This is a genomic window from Nostoc sp. LEGE 12447, assembly GCF_015206985.1.
GTDB lineage: Bacteria > Cyanobacteriota > Cyanobacteriia > Cyanobacteriales > Nostocaceae > Nostoc.
The window spans coordinates 1-17090 of record NZ_JADEXT010000044.1 but is presented as its reverse complement, the minus strand read 5'-3'; the positions used below and the strand labels follow the sequence as shown (position 1 = coordinate 17090).

At 40.6% G+C, this 17090-nt stretch carries 17 protein-coding genes; 7 read left to right on the top strand and 10 right to left on the bottom strand.

What is annotated here, in order from left to right:
* Nucleotides 1-80: 80 nt before the first annotated feature.
* A complete protein-coding gene (locus IQ274_RS29420; protein WP_163932110.1) occupies nucleotides 81-848 on the top strand; it encodes a ChaB family protein in 768 nt (255 codons plus the stop codon).
* Between the two features lie 388 nt (nucleotides 849-1236).
* On the opposite strand, the gene IQ274_RS29415 is transcribed toward IQ274_RS29420, so the two are convergent.
* Complete coding sequence (locus tag IQ274_RS29415) at nucleotides 1237-1635, bottom strand: TIGR02588 family protein (RefSeq protein ID WP_163932112.1); 399 nt, start codon at nucleotides 1633-1635, stop codon at nucleotides 1237-1239.
* Nucleotides 1632-2510, bottom strand: coding sequence for a TIGR02587 family membrane protein (locus IQ274_RS29410; RefSeq protein WP_194144325.1), 879 nt, complete (start codon nucleotides 2508-2510; stop codon nucleotides 1632-1634). The genes IQ274_RS29415 and IQ274_RS29410 overlap by 4 nt, the downstream gene beginning before the upstream one ends.
* Before the next feature lie 302 nt (nucleotides 2511-2812).
* On the opposite strand from IQ274_RS29410, the gene IQ274_RS29405 reads away from it, so the two are divergent.
* Nucleotides 2813-2995: a CsbD family protein gene (locus tag IQ274_RS29405; protein WP_012409675.1), complete on the top strand. Its 183-nt coding sequence runs from the start codon at nucleotides 2813-2815 to the stop codon at nucleotides 2993-2995.
* Nucleotides 2996-3164: 169 nt separating this feature from the next.
* Here IQ274_RS29405 and IQ274_RS29400 read toward each other — a convergent pair whose 3' ends face one another.
* Entirely contained in the window at nucleotides 3165-3437 is a 273-nt protein-coding gene (locus IQ274_RS29400) for a GlsB/YeaQ/YmgE family stress response membrane protein (RefSeq protein ID WP_163932145.1), read from the bottom strand.
* 248 nt (nucleotides 3438-3685) lie between these two features.
* Here IQ274_RS29400 and IQ274_RS29395 point away from each other — a divergent pair, with 248 nt between their 5' ends.
* Nucleotides 3686-3937, top strand: coding sequence for a hypothetical protein (locus tag IQ274_RS29395; RefSeq protein WP_163932118.1), 252 nt, complete (start codon nucleotides 3686-3688; stop codon nucleotides 3935-3937).
* A 49-nt stretch (nucleotides 3938-3986) separates the two neighbouring features.
* On the opposite strand, the gene mutL is transcribed toward IQ274_RS29395, so the two are convergent.
* Entirely contained in the window at nucleotides 3987-5669 is a 1683-nt protein-coding gene (gene mutL, locus IQ274_RS29390; RefSeq protein WP_194144324.1) for a DNA mismatch repair endonuclease MutL, read from the bottom strand.
* Nucleotides 5670-5827: 158 nt separating this feature from the next.
* Between mutL and IQ274_RS29385 the strand changes: the two genes are divergently transcribed.
* Nucleotides 5828-6163: a rhodanese-like domain-containing protein gene (locus IQ274_RS29385; protein ID WP_163932124.1), complete on the top strand. Its 336-nt coding sequence runs from the start codon at nucleotides 5828-5830 to the stop codon at nucleotides 6161-6163.
* A 282-nt stretch (nucleotides 6164-6445) separates the two neighbouring features.
* Here IQ274_RS29385 and IQ274_RS29380 read toward each other — a convergent pair whose 3' ends face one another.
* Nucleotides 6446-7495, bottom strand: coding sequence for an adenosine deaminase (locus IQ274_RS29380; RefSeq protein ID WP_163932127.1), 1050 nt, complete (start codon nucleotides 7493-7495; stop codon nucleotides 6446-6448).
* A 496-nt stretch (nucleotides 7496-7991) separates the two neighbouring features.
* On the opposite strand from IQ274_RS29380, the gene IQ274_RS29375 reads away from it, so the two are divergent.
* Nucleotides 7992-8201: a hypothetical protein gene (locus IQ274_RS29375; protein WP_041565457.1), complete on the top strand. Its 210-nt coding sequence runs from the start codon at nucleotides 7992-7994 to the stop codon at nucleotides 8199-8201.
* A 274-nt stretch (nucleotides 8202-8475) separates the two neighbouring features.
* Here IQ274_RS29375 and IQ274_RS29370 read toward each other — a convergent pair whose 3' ends face one another.
* On the bottom strand, nucleotides 8476-9006 hold the full coding sequence (locus IQ274_RS29370) for a pentapeptide repeat-containing protein (RefSeq protein WP_163932130.1): 531 nt from the start codon (nucleotides 9004-9006) through the stop codon (nucleotides 8476-8478).
* 463 nt (nucleotides 9007-9469) lie between these two features.
* Nucleotides 9470-10864, bottom strand: coding sequence for a TldD/PmbA family protein (locus tag IQ274_RS29365; protein WP_194144323.1), 1395 nt, complete (start codon nucleotides 10862-10864; stop codon nucleotides 9470-9472).
* Between the two features lie 310 nt (nucleotides 10865-11174).
* Here IQ274_RS29365 and IQ274_RS29360 point away from each other — a divergent pair, with 310 nt between their 5' ends.
* On the top strand, nucleotides 11175-11498 hold the full coding sequence (locus IQ274_RS29360) for an RNA recognition motif domain-containing protein (protein WP_114085123.1): 324 nt from the start codon (nucleotides 11175-11177) through the stop codon (nucleotides 11496-11498).
* Between the two features lie 120 nt (nucleotides 11499-11618).
* A complete protein-coding gene (gene rpsU / locus IQ274_RS29355) occupies nucleotides 11619-11810 on the top strand; it encodes a 30S ribosomal protein S21 (RefSeq protein WP_069073774.1) in 192 nt (63 codons plus the stop codon).
* A 44-nt stretch (nucleotides 11811-11854) separates the two neighbouring features.
* Here rpsU and IQ274_RS37530 read toward each other — a convergent pair whose 3' ends face one another.
* From IQ274_RS37530 to glyQ, 3 genes are all read right to left on the bottom strand, one after another.
* Nucleotides 11855-11983 (bottom strand): hypothetical protein, encoded by a 129-nt coding sequence (locus tag IQ274_RS37530; protein ID WP_265578578.1) that lies wholly within the window; start codon nucleotides 11981-11983, stop codon nucleotides 11855-11857.
* Between the two features lie 1391 nt (nucleotides 11984-13374).
* A complete protein-coding gene (locus IQ274_RS29350) occupies nucleotides 13375-15729 on the bottom strand; it encodes a ComEC/Rec2 family competence protein (RefSeq protein ID WP_194144322.1) in 2355 nt (784 codons plus the stop codon).
* Nucleotides 15730-16104: 375 nt separating this feature from the next.
* On the bottom strand, nucleotides 16105-17043 hold the full coding sequence (gene glyQ / locus IQ274_RS29345; RefSeq protein WP_163932139.1) for a glycine--tRNA ligase subunit alpha: 939 nt from the start codon (nucleotides 17041-17043) through the stop codon (nucleotides 16105-16107).
* Nucleotides 17044-17090: the final 47 nt, after the last annotated feature.

Below are 17090 nucleotides of genomic sequence, written 5' to 3'. Positions count from 1 at the left end.
GCTGTAAAAGAATTAATCTCCCTGCATCTACCTATTCAACATATTCATTGTAAAAACAACATAATACAAGGAGTATTGAAGTGCCAGAAGTATATAAAGCAGAACGTACTATCTCTGCTGTATTTAAAGAACAGAAGCAAATTGATGATGTGATTCGACGTTTACTAGACAGGGGTGTACCTAGAGATCATATTTCGGTCATGGGTAGAAACTTTCAGTCAGAAACTAGAATTGCAGGCTTTATTAGTAAAAAGGATGTGATTCTGGGAGGTTTGAGAACAGGAGCAGTTTTTGGTTCCTTATTTGGTTCCTTTCTCAGCTTGCTTACGGGTGTAGGCGTACTATTTATTCCCTTTGTCGGCCCAATTGTGGCAGCAGGGCCTATTGGTGCAGTGTTGTTGGGTGCTGCTAGTGGAGCGATCGCAGGTAGTGCAGGTGCCGGTCTTGTGTCGGTTCTAACTACTTTGGGGATGCCAGAAGATAAAGCGGCTATCTACCAAACCCGCTTACAAGCTGGCGAATTCTTACTAATGGCAGAAGTTCCGAGCGATCGCACTGGCGAATTTCAATTGCTACTCGAAAGTGCTGGTGGCGAAGAAATTAACACGATCGAAAAAACCTTTGCTCGCCCTTGTCCTGGACAGTGCAACAGTCCAGATGACTTGTCTCCTGAAGTTCGCGCTCATCTTTCTGATGAAGCTCAACGCACATTCATTGATCGCTATAACACTGTCTTCAATGAGAAAAATGACGAGTTCACAGCCGAACAAGCTGCTTGGGAGTCTGTTCATCAGCAATATGATGAAGATGAAAACGGCGTTTGGTCAAAAGCTAAGGTTAAAGCTTAAACTAGTCCGTGTTAGTAATTATATGAATCCGCTTTGATTTTTGTTCGCGTAGGGTGGGCAGGCAATAGACAATAGGAAAGAAGGTTACGGGGTTTTTTCAAAAATTAAATATGAATCCTATATATGGGAATCATATTTGATTTATAAAATTACTTATGGGATGGGCGTTGACGTTTGCGGAGCGTGTCGCAGACAAGCCTTTCGTAGAGAAGCGTCTCGCAAAGAAGCGCAACGCAAGCGCAATAGGTAACTCGAAAAAAGGTTTTTTGAGTTGTACGGAGTTTTTTCAAAAATTAAAGTATGAGTCATATAGCAATTCTATTTGACTTGTAAGAATTGCAAGCCTTATATCCCTGACTTCTCCAAGAAGTCGGGGATATTATCTTCTCTATGGCAATTTATAACTACCAACACGCAGATTTAATTGACCTTGACGCGGGTTTTGGGTGAATACAAATGCGCCTTCTTCACTTTCCCCACTAGATAAAAAGTCAATCTGTTGCTCTCCTGTTTCTGTAACTTTGCCGTCAATCATTAACTCAGCCATAATCTGAACTGACTCAGCTGTATCTCCTCCACTATTTACAACTTCAAAGGGAACATAAAATTGGCCATCAATTTCCCGAATTGTTTCTTTTTTAGTAACAGAAAGAATGGGAGGTTGATTCTTTTCGTTCAGCCAAGTATAACCTACTAAACTCACAATGATTGCTAGGATAAATGAGGCGACGCTGAATGTTATCCACTCAGCTATTGAGCGCTTTGGTGGTTGTTCTGTTTGGGTCATATTGCTAACCTGCCAGCTGCACCGCCAATAGTTGCAGGTAAGCCCAGCATCAAGGTGTGATCTAACCACATTGTCCAAGGGTCGCTAAAAGTTAACTTTTGAAAGAACCACAGCATAAAAGCGCTTGCTAGGAGTGATACTAGGTAAGACATAATAGTTTCGCTCGATGGTCGTTGGAAAATTCCCTTTTGCTCTCTTCGCTTTTGCTGGTCAGAAAAGCCTGCTTGAAATACAATGCCATAAGAAATTAGTAAAGATGTGGTTATCATTGCTAACTCCCAAGGTGGCGAGGCTGCGGCTGCAAGCATAGTAATTTCATCTGTTGGAGCGATGTTAAATGCAATTATGGTTGCACCAATTAGTGTTCCGCCCACATCGGCAAAGGTGGCGTTTAACTCATCTTTTTGGTTGCTGCTTTTGCTGTCGGCTTTTTGTCCTTCTCCATTACTGTTTCTACTATCTCCCAACAACTGGTTGGCTAATGCTACACCAAGAGCAAATGGTACACTTTCAAAGATGATTTTACCTAAAGATTCTTTTAGGGATGTTTCTAGTGTCAATTCTCGCAATAGTAGCAGCACAAAGGCAGAGCAAGCTAGTCCGATCGCGATCGCTTCTACGGTATCCATTGCAGCTTGAGGAGATAGCCAGTTATATCTGCGTTTCCGAAAGCCTTCTGTCTGATTGAGCAAGTACACCACGATAAACATCAATGCGATCGCCATCATCATCAGTTGTGGTTTTGCCAGCGATCCAATCCACCAAACCTCCATTGTGTACAGTAAAGGGATGCCAAATAAAAAACCTCCGCAAGCACCCCGAATAATGTCATTAATCTCACTCCTCCATACATCTTTTTGACGTTTTGTTGCCACTCCTTTTCTGCCCTTTTATTGAAAATTTACTTTGACTGCTCTAATTTTCTACGAAGATGTATATAGCAGTCCTAAATACTTTGCGAAAAGTTAAATCCCCGACTTGTTTGAGAAGTCGGGGATGTGAACAGTGCAAATTTCTGTGACTTCGGATTTTTACCTGCTTACTCCTGTAGCTCACCGTATCTATCTTAAGATACATAACCGATCGAATTATTCTATCGGTTGATGGAAGTCAAAAATAATACACTATTGTTAGTTTATGTAATAGCTGAATCAACTACAAGCTAGACATAAAAACCATGAGTACCGAAAAAAGAGTAGAAGCTACCGTAAAGAATATTGAAGGAAAAATCCAAGAGGTTGTGGGTGAAATAACTGGAAATCCACAAGATAAAGCTGAAGGACAAGCAAAGCAAGCTGAAGCCCAAGTTGGTCACACTGTAGAAAACATTAAAGATGAACTTAAGAAAGCTTTAGAATAATTTAGTTTTTGCAGTGCAGCAACACTAACCATGATTCATTACTGATATCTTAACATTAATTACTCCACTAACCTTGAGGAAGTGGAGTTTTTGTATTTGCGTAAAATCTGAAAGGGTAAATTCCTAAGAAATTGCTTTTAACCACGATTTTTCTAGAGATTTAATTCAACTAATAACTGGCACGATTAGCTAATAGGTTCCAGAGAAAGATGGCAATTATTGCGCCAATTACAGCAACAATTACACCTGGTATACTAAGGGTTGCAGCAGTTAATTGAAATCTTCCTGTCTCTAAAAGAGTAACTAAAATTCCTCCGATCACAGCACCTACGATACCTAAAACCATAGTTGAAGCAATTCCACCACCTTGACGACCAGGATAAATGGCTTTTGCTATAGCTCCAGCAATTAAACCCAGAATGATCCAAGCAATAATGTTCAGCATAATTTCATCCATCAAAAAACTTAACCACTAGCTTAGAAATTACAATAGTGTTTTCCTTCTACCCGAAGGTATAAGTATTAAACTTCAATAACAATTAATAGCTTTTATAAAAATTAAATTGTAATTTTTTGCCAATTAAGTAAAGCTTCAATCTTGACTACAAGGATACAGAGGCGCTAACGCCTTCCTTTGAAGTCCATTTAAGATGGTAAAATATCAAGAATTATTGGGAGGAATCAATCCTCATGACTTTTATTGTTGCTAAATGGACGATTGAAGAGTATCACCGAATGATTGATGCTGGCATTTTGAGCGATCGCAAAGTTGAACTACTTAAGGGGGAAATTGTCGAAATATCGCCGGAAGGAGAACCCCATGCTTATTGTAGTGATGAAGCTGGTGAGTACGCAACAAAATTGACATTGACTGCGGGAACAATTCAACCGCTAGCATTTCCAGATATTTCTGTTGGGGTGGAACAGATTATTAATAGTTAAGTTAATGTACAGTTAATTAAAATTTCATGCGCTTGTGTTAAATTTAAAATTAAATTCCATGACTTTTTCCAATTACCCAATTCCGCCGGAAAAACCGGGCTAAAGCTGATTCTTCTAAAGATAAATAAATTGGCCGTCCGTGGGGACAGGTGCGAGGGTTGCGAGTGCGTTGCCAATTATCTAAAAGTGTCTGCATTTCTTGTTGATTCATCGGTATACCATTACGAATGGCACTGCGACAGGCGACAGCTACTTGCGCTGTTTGTAAATCACCTCCCCAACTAAGCTCTAAAATTGCTTCTGCACAGTCGTCTCGCTGTTGCAAAGGTGCAGGTATGTTTCGGACAGCCCAAAGTTGCTCGCCAAAGGGTTCTATGTCTAAACCTATGCGTTGCAATTGCGATACTTGCGCTAGCGACAATTGATAAAGAATGATTGGCGGTTCGACGGGGACAAGTTGCCAATCATCGCATAATTGCTCATATAAAACTCGCTCGTGGGCAATGTGCTGTTCTACTAACCACATACCACCTGGATGTTCAGCCACAATATAGGTGTTGCTAACTTGAGCGACAGCCTTCAAGGAATTAGGATTTTTGCGATCTTCCTTGGGATTTTGAGGATTGAAATTGTAGCCGCCTTTGGCTTCTGCGGCTTTGAGTAATTTACTAACTCGTGTTGTGTGAACAGCTTCTTTGAGATTGGAAGAAGAGATACTGAGCGCTTGGTTAATTGCTTGGGTAATTTGCTCTTGCCAATAAATGATTTCGTTGAGATAAATTTCTGTTTTTGCTGGATTGCGATTCCAGTTAATTTGATCGGGGGAAATGGCAAGATGTAGGAAACAAATTGGATAGCGATCGCGTGGTAATGTTCTGTGAAATGCTGATAATATCGTTTGCTCTAGTTCCGGTGTCTTAACCATCCGTCCATTAATGGCTACACGTACCCAATCTGGACGATGACGATGACAGCGATCGGGTAATCCTACCACTAAAATGAGTGCTGAGTGGGGAGTGGGGAGTGGGGAGTGGGGAGGATTGGGTATTTCGAGTTTGACTTCTTGCAAGTCACCTTGTCGCACTTGCGGTAAAATCTGCGGTAGTAGTTGTCCAGTTGTGGCAGCAGGACAAATGGTGAACCATTGACGGTCATTTTGCCAAATCTGCCAAGTAACGTGAGGATGACACAGGGCGATTTGGTGAATTGTGGCTTGTACAGCTTTCATTTGCTGTGCTGTTGTGGGTAATCCCTGACGACGAGATGAGCAATTACCGAAAAGATGAGAAACTGTCACCACTGTACCAGGTGCGATCGCAGTTACTTCAACTTGCACAACTTTCCCACCATTGCCATAGCTAATCCGCCATCCTAATTTTCCACCCACAGGACGACTCAAAATTTCTAAATCTGCCAGAGTTGTTAAGCTATGTAACGCCTCACCACGAAACCCTAAACTGTTAATTTTCCATAAATCGTCACTAGAGCGAATTTTACTGGTGCTGTGGGCTGTGGCTGCTTGTTGCAAATCATCTAGGTTCATTCCACAACCATTATCTGCAACACGAATTCGCCATTGCTGTGGCCATAAAGAAACCACAATTCGCGTTGCACCTGCGTCTAGGGAATTTTCTACCAATTCCCGCACCACAGAGGCTAAAGAGTCGATTACCTCACCAGCTGTAATAAGATATACGACTTCTGTTGGTAGAGCTTGAATAGTAGATGCCATAAATTATAGTTTATAGCTTCTGGGGGTAAGAGAAGTAGGGAGAGATGAGAGATTATTTTCAACTAGCTAGTTGCAAATTATTAACTTATTACACTGAAAACTCAATTAAAAGGCGATTTTTGATAAATTGCTTGTGAGGTTATAAGCAGGAAAAGCTTATGAGTAATAATTTAGTTGCTGATGTCCATGATTTAAAGACCCGTTTGCAATGGGGTCAACCAGGTTTTACAATTGTTGATGTGCGCGATCGCCACACCTACAATCACGGTCGGATCAGTGGAGCAATACCCATCCCATTAAACGATTTGGTATCTAAAGCCAAATCTGCTCTACATAAAGAACGCCATATTTATATCTATGGCGACAGTGACGAACATACAACCCAGGCTGCACAAATTCTCAGAGGACAAGGGTTTGCTGAGGTAGCAGAAATCAAAGGTGGTCTTGCAGCTTGGATTTCAATCGGCGGTGCTACAGAAGGTGTTGGCGCTTAAACTTAACCCAGGCATACTAATCTAAGTCTATTTATTTCATCATTGCTGGTTTTTTGTACTGCACATTAGACTTCTAGCAAAAATCAGAATTAGCGAAAAATTAACCACAAATAAACACCGATGAATTATCTGTGAACATCTGTGGTTTTTTTCTAAAACATTGTTTTTCCAAGATATCTATTGTGCATTACAGCTTTCTCTATAGCATCATAATAAAAACCAGTGATTGCAACATTAATTAACATTAAATCACCTGACTTTTTGCTTATCTTTAGGTGGTCTTTAATTACTATCTCTTGTTGCCAAAACTTTAGGTGGTTCAGGTTTGAGCAAATCGTTCAACAAAGATGCAGGACGTTCACTGTAAGGCCAAGCGAAAGCATGACGGAAAGCGGCATCCTGACAAGCTTGTAGTTGTTTAAAACTGATAATGTCGTAAGTTAAGAGATTTTCATACTCAAACGGTAGACGTACATTGTGCAACCCAGCATTATCAGTACAGATAGCAATATCTACGCCAGCATCAAAACAACGGTCAAAAACTAATTTGAGTTGACGTATATCCTGCAAAGTACCAGTTTTTAGGTAAGTTGTGGGGCAAACCTCTAAACACTGTCCGCGTCTAGCTACATCATTAAGTAACTCTGGATACAGTAGAGGGATTTGAATACCGTGACCGATTCGCATGAGATAGGGTAACAGTTCGGGGTAACAACCGGCCGTGGTTTCATATAGATGTCCCGTGGTTTTAACGTCTAGCGATCGCGCATAATCATATAAGCTAATCCATTCTTCTAAGCGATCGGCATAATAGCTATCACCCCCTGCGACATCGACTGCACAGACATACTGCTTGTTTTGTGCCGCCAAATCAACAATCGCCTTGTTCACCTCATAAGGTAGGCGGGTGTGCATACAGAGAATTTGGCTAGTAACAATCGGATGTTCTGGCTGGTGGCTTGCAAGTCCTACTACTTTCACAATTTCTGCCATCTTGTCAATTCTCTGTGATTGATTCAGATGTTCAGGTGTCCGCAAATAAGGAGTGTAGCGCAGTTCCAGATAAGCCAAATTTTCAAAGATGTAAGCACCCCGCACCAAGCGATAGATAAAGTAAGGCAAAGTCTCAACTGTTTGCACACTTTCTACCAAGGTGTGTAATTCTAGATACTCATCTAAGCTGTTGCGTGGACGGGTGTAAAAATCTTCAAATTGTGAATAGTCAGCAAAGCGGGAAATCAACTCCGAAGAATGTCGCTCGAAATATCGCCATAGAACTCGCGGTACGACGGAACCGCCCAGATGTCTATGTAATTCAGCATATAAAGCCATAGTGCTACTTTTAGGTAAAAATTTCAATAATTGTAACAAAAACATAGAAAGAAAAAATATTACTCGCAAAAATTTAGAGCAAAGTGGAGGTTTACCACTATCTGAATTTTCAACCCAAGTCTTACTAATTGAGGTTTTGCTCGTTCCCATACAGAATATGAGAACAAAAATAATAAAAAATCAAGCTTTTTTAGGGAAAGGCGCGAAGCGCACGCTACGCAAACAAAGTTTCAGGTTTTCAATGCGTAAGTCCTGCTTATGCCATACTGTACCAGATGCTGCGAGAAGGTCGATATTTATCCTTATTTTCTGAAAATCCAGCATTTAATAGAGTTTTGAGGATAAATAAACTTGACATTATCAAGATTAAATTGATAGCATTTAAAGCCCTTAGTTTTTGTGTTATACTTAAATAAATATTTAAATTGTTGAGCAAGTAAAATATAACAATATATTTTCTTTAGCTAAACAAAATCTTGGGCGAGGTTGATATTAAGTGAAAATTCAAGCGTTGGATGTCAAGGCTGGCGATCGCATTATTGCTTACTGCAACAACAAAATGCAAACCTGCAAGGTAAAACGCATATTAGATCCGGGTCAAGCTAATATCACACTATCGGTGTTCACCTCTGAGAATTATCGCGGTTGCTCAGTTTCATCTATAGTCCGCTTCCAATCGAACGCCTTAGTTGATTTGGTAAGTTAAAAATAAAGAAAACATTCAATCTCAAAACTGTCTCTAGCTATTATCCAGCCTGAAGCTGGATTTAGTTTATCTTAAATGTGCGATGCCTACGCACATACAAATTTGTTAATTGTGGTTGGATAATTTTTCATTAAAAGTCAGTGATGCTACACCAGTCAAGACAATAGAAATAAACTATAGCGGACATTTGCTCGCTTTTAGACAATGGGCTTAAGCCCATTGTTTACTTTGCTAGTTAGTTTTCACATCATAAGCCATGTTAAAAAAATTAGATTTAAGCATTCTCATCTAGAATGGTTCCTTCTACATTGGCTCCAGACAAATTTGCTCCGCTTAAATTTGTCTGGTTCAAATCTGCTTGGGTGAGATTTGCCTGGGATAAGTCGGCTACAGTTAAGTCTGCACCACTCAAATCCGCTCCATCTAGATTCGCCGCTATCAAGCTTGCTTCCTGCAAATCCGCCTCACTCAAGTTAGTTTCAATCAACTTAGCAACCGTCAAATCAGCTTGACTCAAATTAGCTCCTTCCATTGCTGCTCCATCCAAGATAGCTCCATCCAAAATAGCTCCGCTTAAGTTGCTACCACTGAGGTTAGCATTAGTCAAATCAGCTCCATTTAAGTCTGCTTCAATCAAACTGGACTGGGCTAAATTAGCATGACTCAGATTAGCTCCATCTAAAATAGCTCTATCTAAAATTACATCACTGAGATTGGCTTCCCTTAAGTTTGCCTCGCTTAAGTTAACACCAGTAAAGTCTCTGACACCTGCGGCATAGTTTTTCAGGAATTGATCTGCTTTCATATCTGTCGCTGTGCTAAGGAACGCTTAATTGAGGCTATAAAAATGACTTAGAGAAAGCAGTATGTCTTCAGTACGCGCAACCGAGAATGGGTGTGGAAGATAAAACTAGAGTGAATATGAAATCAGCTTTATATATATTAGTTATCCTCTATTACTGGCGCTACTACCTAGAGTTATGAGTTATTTTCATACTTGAGAGGGATGTTGAGAGATGAAAAAATTTAAGCATTAGTGCAAAGCGATCGCTATACTCATTTGTGGATGAACCACCGGGAGATGGCATGAAAAAAGAGCCACGAGCTTTAGAACATATCAAAGCCGATATGCGTAACGTCGCTTTCTGGCTAGCAAATTGATTTAAACTGAGGCATTCTTTGGTGGGACTAGTAGCCTATCAATTTAGGCTTGACAGACTACTAAAAACCTAAGTTTACTTGGAGTACCAGTTATAGCAGTGGGTAGTTCACACTTCACCACCAACCACTACATCTTGAATTCGCAGACTAGGACCACCACAACCCACTGATAACCCATTTTGTCCTCCCTTGCCACAACCGCCGGATTCATCCCAATAAAAATCATCACCAATTGCCTCAATATCCGCTAAAGTTTGGAATACATTTCCCGAAAGCGTTACATCCCGCACAGGTTCAGCAATTTTGCCGTTCCTAATCATCCAAGCTTCCCCGGCGCTAAAGGTAAACATCTCACCATTCGTCATTCCACCCAACCAATTACGGGCATAAACTCCTTCTTTGATATCTGTGAATAAGTCTTTAACTGGTGTTTTACCTCGTTCAATCCAGGTATTTGTCATCCGCACAATGGGAGTAAAGTGATAATTCAGACATCTGGCATTACCAGTAGGCGCTTCCTCCAATTTGCCAGCAGTTTCACGAGAATGTAAACGTCCAACTAAAACTCCATCTTTAATTAATTGCGTAGTTGTAGCAGGCGTGCCTTCATCGTCGTAAAAATAGCTACCGCGATGTCCCTCTGGGGCAGCACCATCAAAAATTTGGAGTTCTTCTGGACCAAACCGCCGTCCAATGGTCATAACTTCTAACAAATCAGGATTTTCGTAAGCCATATCAGCCTCAGAAAGATGTCCGAAAGCTTCATGGACAAACAAACCGGTGAGAATTGGGTCAATGACTACTGTATAAGTATTACCTTTGACAGGTGGCAAAGATAAAGCTGCGATCGCTCTTTGAGCCGCACCCTTTACTTGTTCATCCAAATCTGTTAAATCTTCGTAAGCTTTGCGAGAACCAGTAGTTTCCCGTCCAGTTTGTACGGTTTCGCCATTTCTGGCAGTGGCGGCAAAGCGCATTTCCATATCCACCCAAGATTGCTCGATCAAAGTTCCTTCTGAGGTAGCAATGATCACTCTTTGAGCGCTGTCACCATAACGCACAGAGGTAGTGGTAATCCGATCATCAATACTTTTGAGCAATTCAGTATAGCGATCGCACAATTGTTTTTTCTTAGAAAGTGGGATTTTTCGGGGATCAGTGCCTTTTAGGGGTAGAACGCATACTGCTTGCACCGGGTCAATGGGTGCAAGTAAAGTTTCTTCATCACCAACCATTCGCGCCGCAGCGATCGCTTCTTCTATGCGATCTTGGATTGTTCCCAGTTGGTTGAAGCAGCTTAACCCCCACCCACCCTTATAACAAGCGCGAATATGTCCACCAATGGAGATACCTTCACTGAGGGTTTCTACCTTGTCGCCACGCAACAAGATATCAGTCCCTTCTGCTTCTTCAAGGCGAATCATCAGATAATCTACACGCTCACTATAGCGGGCGATCAGATCAGAAAGTAAATTTTGTGCGTCGGCAAGTGTAGTCGGCATTTCCAGGTAGTTACAATGACGAACTGCATTTATTTTGCAATTATTTGGGCAATTTTTGCTACTCAATGTTAAAGTTGCCTATAAATTCATTACCTAGAGGATGTTTGAGAGGGTGAACTGCGATCGCTTACTCTTAGTACTTCCTTTTTTAGGATGGGTAAGAACTCAAGGATGTGCTAAGGTAGTTAGGTGAGAATAAAATTCGGTTACAGCGTTTGTTTTTAGTATTGACAGGCTTTTCCCTTTTGGTCTTAACAAGCTTGTCTCCGAAATCTAAATCTCTACACACCTATGATTTTGGAGATAACGCATGTCAATTTATGTAGGTAATCTATCCTACGAGGTCACACAAGAAGACCTTACATCTGTTTTTGCTGAACATGGTTCTGTAAAACGCGTTCAGTTGCCTACTGACCGTGAAACAGGCCGTCCACGTGGCTTTGCTTTCGTAGAGATGGGCACAGAAGCTGAAGAAACAGCTGCCATTGAAGCTCTTGATGGTGCTGAGTGGATGGGACGCGACCTTAAAGTCAACAAGGCTAAACCCAAGGAAGACAGAAGTGGTTCCTTTGGTGGTGGTGGTGGCGATCGTCGCGGCGGCGGCGGTGGCGGATACAACCGAGGACGCTACTAAGGTTTAAAATCAAAAATTAAGTTTTAACGTCTTAAGGGCAGAATCATTATCTGCCCTTTTTGCGCTCCGATCTACTGGATGCTTTGAAATTGCCCAGTACCAATTAAGTAGGAGATGAAAATGACCCAAGTATTTGTGGGCGAAAATGAAGGAATTGAATCGGCCTTGCGTCGATTTAAGAGAGAAGTTTCCAAAGCAGGTATTTTCCCAGACATGAGAAAAAATCGTCACTTTGAAACCCCTTTGGAAAAACACAAGCGCAAAGAAGTTGCAAGACACAAACAACGTAAGAGAAATTTCCGTCGCAATTGAAAACAAGCGATACCTACGATAAGCGACAATAACGCACTCTCTGATTAAATTTTTAGTTGTTGAAGGGGCGATCGCTGTACTCCTGGATGTGAATCGAAAGAGTAAGTTTTGGTAAAGCCATTACTGATTATGGGATGGGCAATGTCAATAAAGGTGTGTCCCCCAATTGACAAAAACTTGTTATCGTTACTTCCTGGCTAGCGATCGCTACGCTAACCTTAATATACCTGGCTGAAGAATTTATTTTTGATATTCCCTTAGTAGTCAACCAGACTTTTAAGTGTCTGTCTTGAAAAGGGGAATTTTAAATTTTGGACTTTCCTACGGAATGCTACGCGAACGGCATCATCGCGGCTCTACTGAGCCATCGCCGAACGTCTTACTCAAAAGTTTTTAAAATTGAAAGCTTCAAAATTCAAAATTTAAAAAGGTCTGAGAAGAAGCGAATTTAAACGCAAGAACAATTTTATTATCCCAAATCTTATTGAGTAATTTGTAGCTCTAGAGAAGTTTGGGCAGGAATACTATTGCCCCTGCCTCTAAACTTCCTTGGTGATTTTCCTAGAAAACGCTGGCACTGATACTGAGAGCAAAACCGATTTACGGATTCACTTATAGGTGAACTATTACCTCAAAACCATCCATACTGAGCATAGCTAAGTGTTCAGTTGCTACCTATAGCGTGTGTTTTCAAGGAAATAACTAATAACTCTGAAACACTTATTTCACTCCCCAATTAGATGTGATTCTCAAAATTTTGTTTTTTGTTCAGTATGATTTACTAAGTTTGCAAGCCTTTTTCCTCCTGAGTAGCAAGAGAGCGAATTAACTCCCGAATCACATCAGTTGCTGGTCTCCCTGTTATTGAACAGTATTGTTCAAGCTTCTGTGCCTCACTTGATGTGAGATTGATAGTAAGTCGTTTAGCAGCCCATTTTTTATTCATGTAGGGGACAGACAAGCTATATTTTTAAACTACTTCTCTAATATCAATCATTTAAGATGCTACTACAATGGTATAAGTAATGACATCTAGTTCAAGTGATCGTGAAGTAGGATAGATGTTTTTCTAAGCAATAGTAAAAAAGTATGGTTTATTCTCAAGTATGAAGTTTAACTATTTTTATAGCAAGAATTATAAGCACAATGTAAAAGAAATATTTAAATAAGTAAAAATAAGATAAGTATTTCCACTACTGTAAGATTTTAAATAATTAAGATGATTTGGTTCTGTAAATAATCAAGTCTAGTCCATGACTTCATTAAAAAATGAACAAATGCTGTGTTTTAATTTAAAGTAGTTAGTTCTAGTCCAATAGTGCTTGTGGTTTTGCATTTTTCAATCGGAAGTGGGTTCAGGGAAAAGGTTAAAGGTTTTTTCTTTCCCCTTTTTACCCAAAATCCAACAATTATTGGGTGTCAGTCAAAGACCAGACTGGAATAATGTAGGCGAATGTGAAACTTCATTAAGTACTAACTAGGCTGTAATCTATAAAACTCATTTTTAGCTAGTCTTGCCTAAAAATAAATATCGTACTTTTAAAATTCCTGAATTGTGAGTTGTTCATAAGATAGAAGATTTGTTTTCTGCTGCTTCAATAAACGCCTCAAACTGACCATCAGGTGTCCATTGAATAGCCCCATCACGTCCCGTAAAAAATAGTTTAGTTTGGCTTTGATTTAGTTCCGATAAAACCTTTGGATCAAAGTTAACAGAAGAAGCGATCGCCACTTGTGGTTGCAGAGCAATAACTAAATCTTTTAATGACTGAGGGGAACACCACAGGACTTGTGGACGAGGCAAGCTCCCATTTTTGACTAATTGCTGTACCTCTTTAGACTTGACATTACCGACTAATAACCAATTCTGATCTAAAATTTGCAATTGTAAGATGGGTAATTGAGCGTTGATTAACTGCGCCACTATTGAACCCGTTTTGACAGCTTGACCAACTGCCATTGGTTGATAAAATCCCTGATGCTTTTGTAATTCTTGTTGAATTGCCTGAGTGGCAATAGAATTTTCTGGATTGGGGGAATATTCATAAAAACTTTTGATTGGTAAACGTTGCAATAATTCCAACCAAGCATTACTTTCATTGCCTTGAAAATCAGTTGCGATCGCCCAATTGATTTGATTGATACCTTGCTGTTGTAAAAACGGTAGGATTGTGAAACGTCCAGTTCCTTCATCACCACTATTAATTACAGTTACAGTTCCTCTATCTTGAACAACTACAATTGGTTCCGTACCAGATTCTAATACCGTTATCCTAAACAATGTATTTGTAGAATGCCAAAGGGGGATGAATACTAAAGCAATGGCAATCACATTAGCAACCCACCATCTTCGTTGCCACCAAGGAACTAGCCAAACTAGTATAATCAGTAAATAAATCGTCAAAAGTTGCCAAGTGGATATACTACCTACAGCAACAGAATTTCCTGGCAACTTGCTAAAAAACTCCACTAATTTAATTAGCCAGTCTGTCGGGTAATGTAACACCGATGCGATGAAGCTTCCTGCCTGAGTCCAAATTAAACCTACTAAAGCACTAATGATTCCACCTATACTAATGATCGAAATTAATGGAGTACTAACCACATTCAGCAATAAACTATAAGATGGTACAACCCCAAATACAGAAAGTTGTACAGGTAAAGTCCAAAGAGTCGCAGCAAGGGGAACGGCAATTAAAGAAGCGATCGCAGGTGGTAGCCATGCTAGGCGGTCTACTAATGCCGGTACTGTTACGATTAAGCCCAGCGTTGCTAAAAAACTCAATTGAAAACCTAAATCCCAAATCCATAGAGGATTAAACACTAATAACAGAGTTGCTGCTAATAGCAATGATCCGAACTGTTTTACCTTCCTTTTTAATAGCAAACCCACTAATGCCGCAAAACCCATAATTACGGCTCTGAGAACCGCAGGTTGAAAACCTGTTAAACTTAGAAAAATGATTAAAGCTAAAAAGCCAAGGGTAAATTGCGTTGCTTTTTTTGCCCGTTTAGTTAACTGTAAAATCACACTCAAAATCAAAGAAGTTTGAAACCCGGAAGCTGCTAAAGCATGAGCTAATCCTGCTTGTACAAATAAGTCGCGGATATCGTAGGGTAAATCAACAGCTTTGCTACCTAAAACCATTGCACTGACAAGAGGCCCTTCAGGGATACCTAACCAACGAACTTGCGATCGCACAATTCGCTCCCGAATTTGCCACCATCCCCATTTACGTTCCTGATCCAAAACATTTATTTGTCGCCCAATCAAACCAGCAAATGTTCCTTCCTGCTTAAGAAACTTCTGAAAATCGAAACCACCAGGATTGGAAGCCGCCTTTGGTTTGTACAAAATTCCAGTCACAGCAATTTGTTGACTAGGGTATAACCCAGTAGCCTGAAGTATAGGCACTGTCACATACAATTTGCCCGTTACTCCTTTTGGGACACCTGCTGAACCTTTTTCATTTTTGACCTCATCTATCTGAGTTGCTTCCAGCCAAAATTGTCCTCGCTGACTGCGAGTTAAACGGGGATTACTCGCCACTTCCCCACGAACAATCACAAGTTGTTCTTGATTACTGCTATTTCCAGGTGGAACAAACTGACTAATATCTTTTGCACCTGGTTGCGGCACTCGCCATTGAAAATATAGAGTTGCCAATAATCCTACTAAGCCAGCAGCTAGCCATATTCGAGGATGGGGATTAGTTTGCCAGGTATTAGGCACTGTCTTATTTTTGCTTCCAACCTTTTCTGCTTTTTGGGCAAGTTGTTGTGAACTGGTGCGTCTTCTAAAAAGAATTGCTCCCACTATCCCCAGAACCAAAATCCACACACCACCCCAAGGAACTGCTGTAAACAGCAACCCAAAAATGTAGCCAAGACAAATAATTACACCACTGGTTTGAATCATAAGATTTTTTGTAAAAGCACCTGACACCCAGAATTCGCAGCTGACTTAAAAATAGCTAGAGTAGCAATAGAGAAAAATTGGCGTTGCTGAATTTGGCAATAAAATTCAAAAAGCAAATATTCCAAATTCTTATTATCTGCGGCTGGAGTACCTCTGCGTAAGCTTTTCATCTCTTTAATAGACATCTTTGAAAGATTTTGATGCCTGTGGTGAAGTATAGTCCATCAAGTTTATACAAACAAAGCCCGCCTGTGCGGGCCTTATCTTGTAGCCTTAATCTTCCAGATTCAAGATTTAACGGTATTTCTGAACTTTAGCAATAGCTACATGATTAAAGATATGCCTAGCTTATTGGAATGCAAAATCAAAGGTTTGCTAACCTGCGGAGGCAGATTTCGTCTGTGTAGCCGCAACTTCTACTTGCCCAACAGGTATGACTGGTTTTAAATCTTTGAGCAACGGAAAACCCAATTTCCCCCTTTGCTCTACATATAAATGAGCAACCTTCCTAGCCAAATGCCGAATCCTGGCAATATAGCGAGTTCTCTCCGTCACCGAAATCACACCTCTAGCATCCAGCAGATTAAACGTGTGCGAACACTTCATTACATAATCCAAACTGGGTAACACCAAACCCTTCTCTGTTAACTGAGTAGCTTCCTGCTCATACAAACTAAACAGTGTCAGCAGCAATTCAGGATTAGACGCTTCAAAATTGTATGTACTCTGCTCAATCTCATTTTGCAGAAAAACATCACCATAAGTAATATTGTCCGTCCAATGAATTTTAGTAATTGCCTCCACTTGCTGGAGATACATTGTCAGCCGCTCTAAACCATAAGTAATCTCAATCGACACAGGACGGCAATCAATTCCCCCACACTGTTGGAAGTAGGTAAACTGAGTAATTTCCATCCCATCTAACCATACTTCCCATCCAGTACCCCAAGCTCCCACCGTTGCATCTTCCCAATTATCCTCTACAAACCGAATATCGTGGTCTTCAGGACGAATACCTAAAACCCTTAATGAATCAAGATAAATCTCCTGGATATTATCTGGCGAGGGCTTAATCAAAACTTGGTACTGATAATAATGTTGGAAACGGTTAGGGTTTTCACCGTACCGTCCATCCGTTGGGCGACGACATGGTTCAACATAGGCAACAGCCCACGGTTCCGGCCCCAATGCTCTTAAAAATGTCTGCGGATTCTTAGTACCAGCTCCCTTCTCAATATCGTAGGGCTGGGCGATAAGACAACCGCGCTCACCCCAGAAGTGATGCAACAAAGCTATTACGGATTGAAAATTCACGCTTCCCCCATCCTTTAGTTGGCACAGTGCATAAACTATTGTTGCCT

Bases quoted from the DNA above. Each gene is read 5' to 3' on its own strand.
- IQ274_RS29415 (WP_163932112.1), bottom strand. From the start codon at position 1,635: ATGACCCAAACAGAACAACCACCAAAGCGCTCAATAGCTGAGTGGATA.
- IQ274_RS29405 (WP_012409675.1), top strand. From the start codon at position 2,813: ATGAGTACCGAAAAAAGAGTAGAAGCTACCGTAAAGAATATTGAAGGA.
- IQ274_RS29395 (WP_163932118.1), top strand. From the start codon at position 3,686: ATGACTTTTATTGTTGCTAAATGGACGATTGAAGAGTATCACCGAATG.
- mutL (WP_194144324.1), bottom strand. From the start codon at position 5,669: ATGGCATCTACTATTCAAGCTCTACCAACAGAAGTCGTATATCTTATT.
- IQ274_RS29385 (WP_163932124.1), top strand. From the start codon at position 5,828: ATGAGTAATAATTTAGTTGCTGATGTCCATGATTTAAAGACCCGTTTG.
- IQ274_RS29380 (WP_163932127.1), bottom strand. From the start codon at position 7,495: ATGGCTTTATATGCTGAATTACATAGACATCTGGGCGGTTCCGTCGTA.
- IQ274_RS29370 (WP_163932130.1), bottom strand. From the start codon at position 9,006: ATGAAAGCAGATCAATTCCTGAAAAACTATGCCGCAGGTGTCAGAGAC.
- IQ274_RS29365 (WP_194144323.1), bottom strand. From the start codon at position 10,864: ATGCCGACTACACTTGCCGACGCACAAAATTTACTTTCTGATCTGATC.
- IQ274_RS29360 (WP_114085123.1), top strand. From the start codon at position 11,175: ATGTCAATTTATGTAGGTAATCTATCCTACGAGGTCACACAAGAAGAC.
- rpsU (WP_069073774.1), top strand. From the start codon at position 11,619: ATGACCCAAGTATTTGTGGGCGAAAATGAAGGAATTGAATCGGCCTTG.
- IQ274_RS29350 (WP_194144322.1), bottom strand. From the start codon at position 15,729: ATGATTCAAACCAGTGGTGTAATTATTTGTCTTGGCTACATTTTTGGG.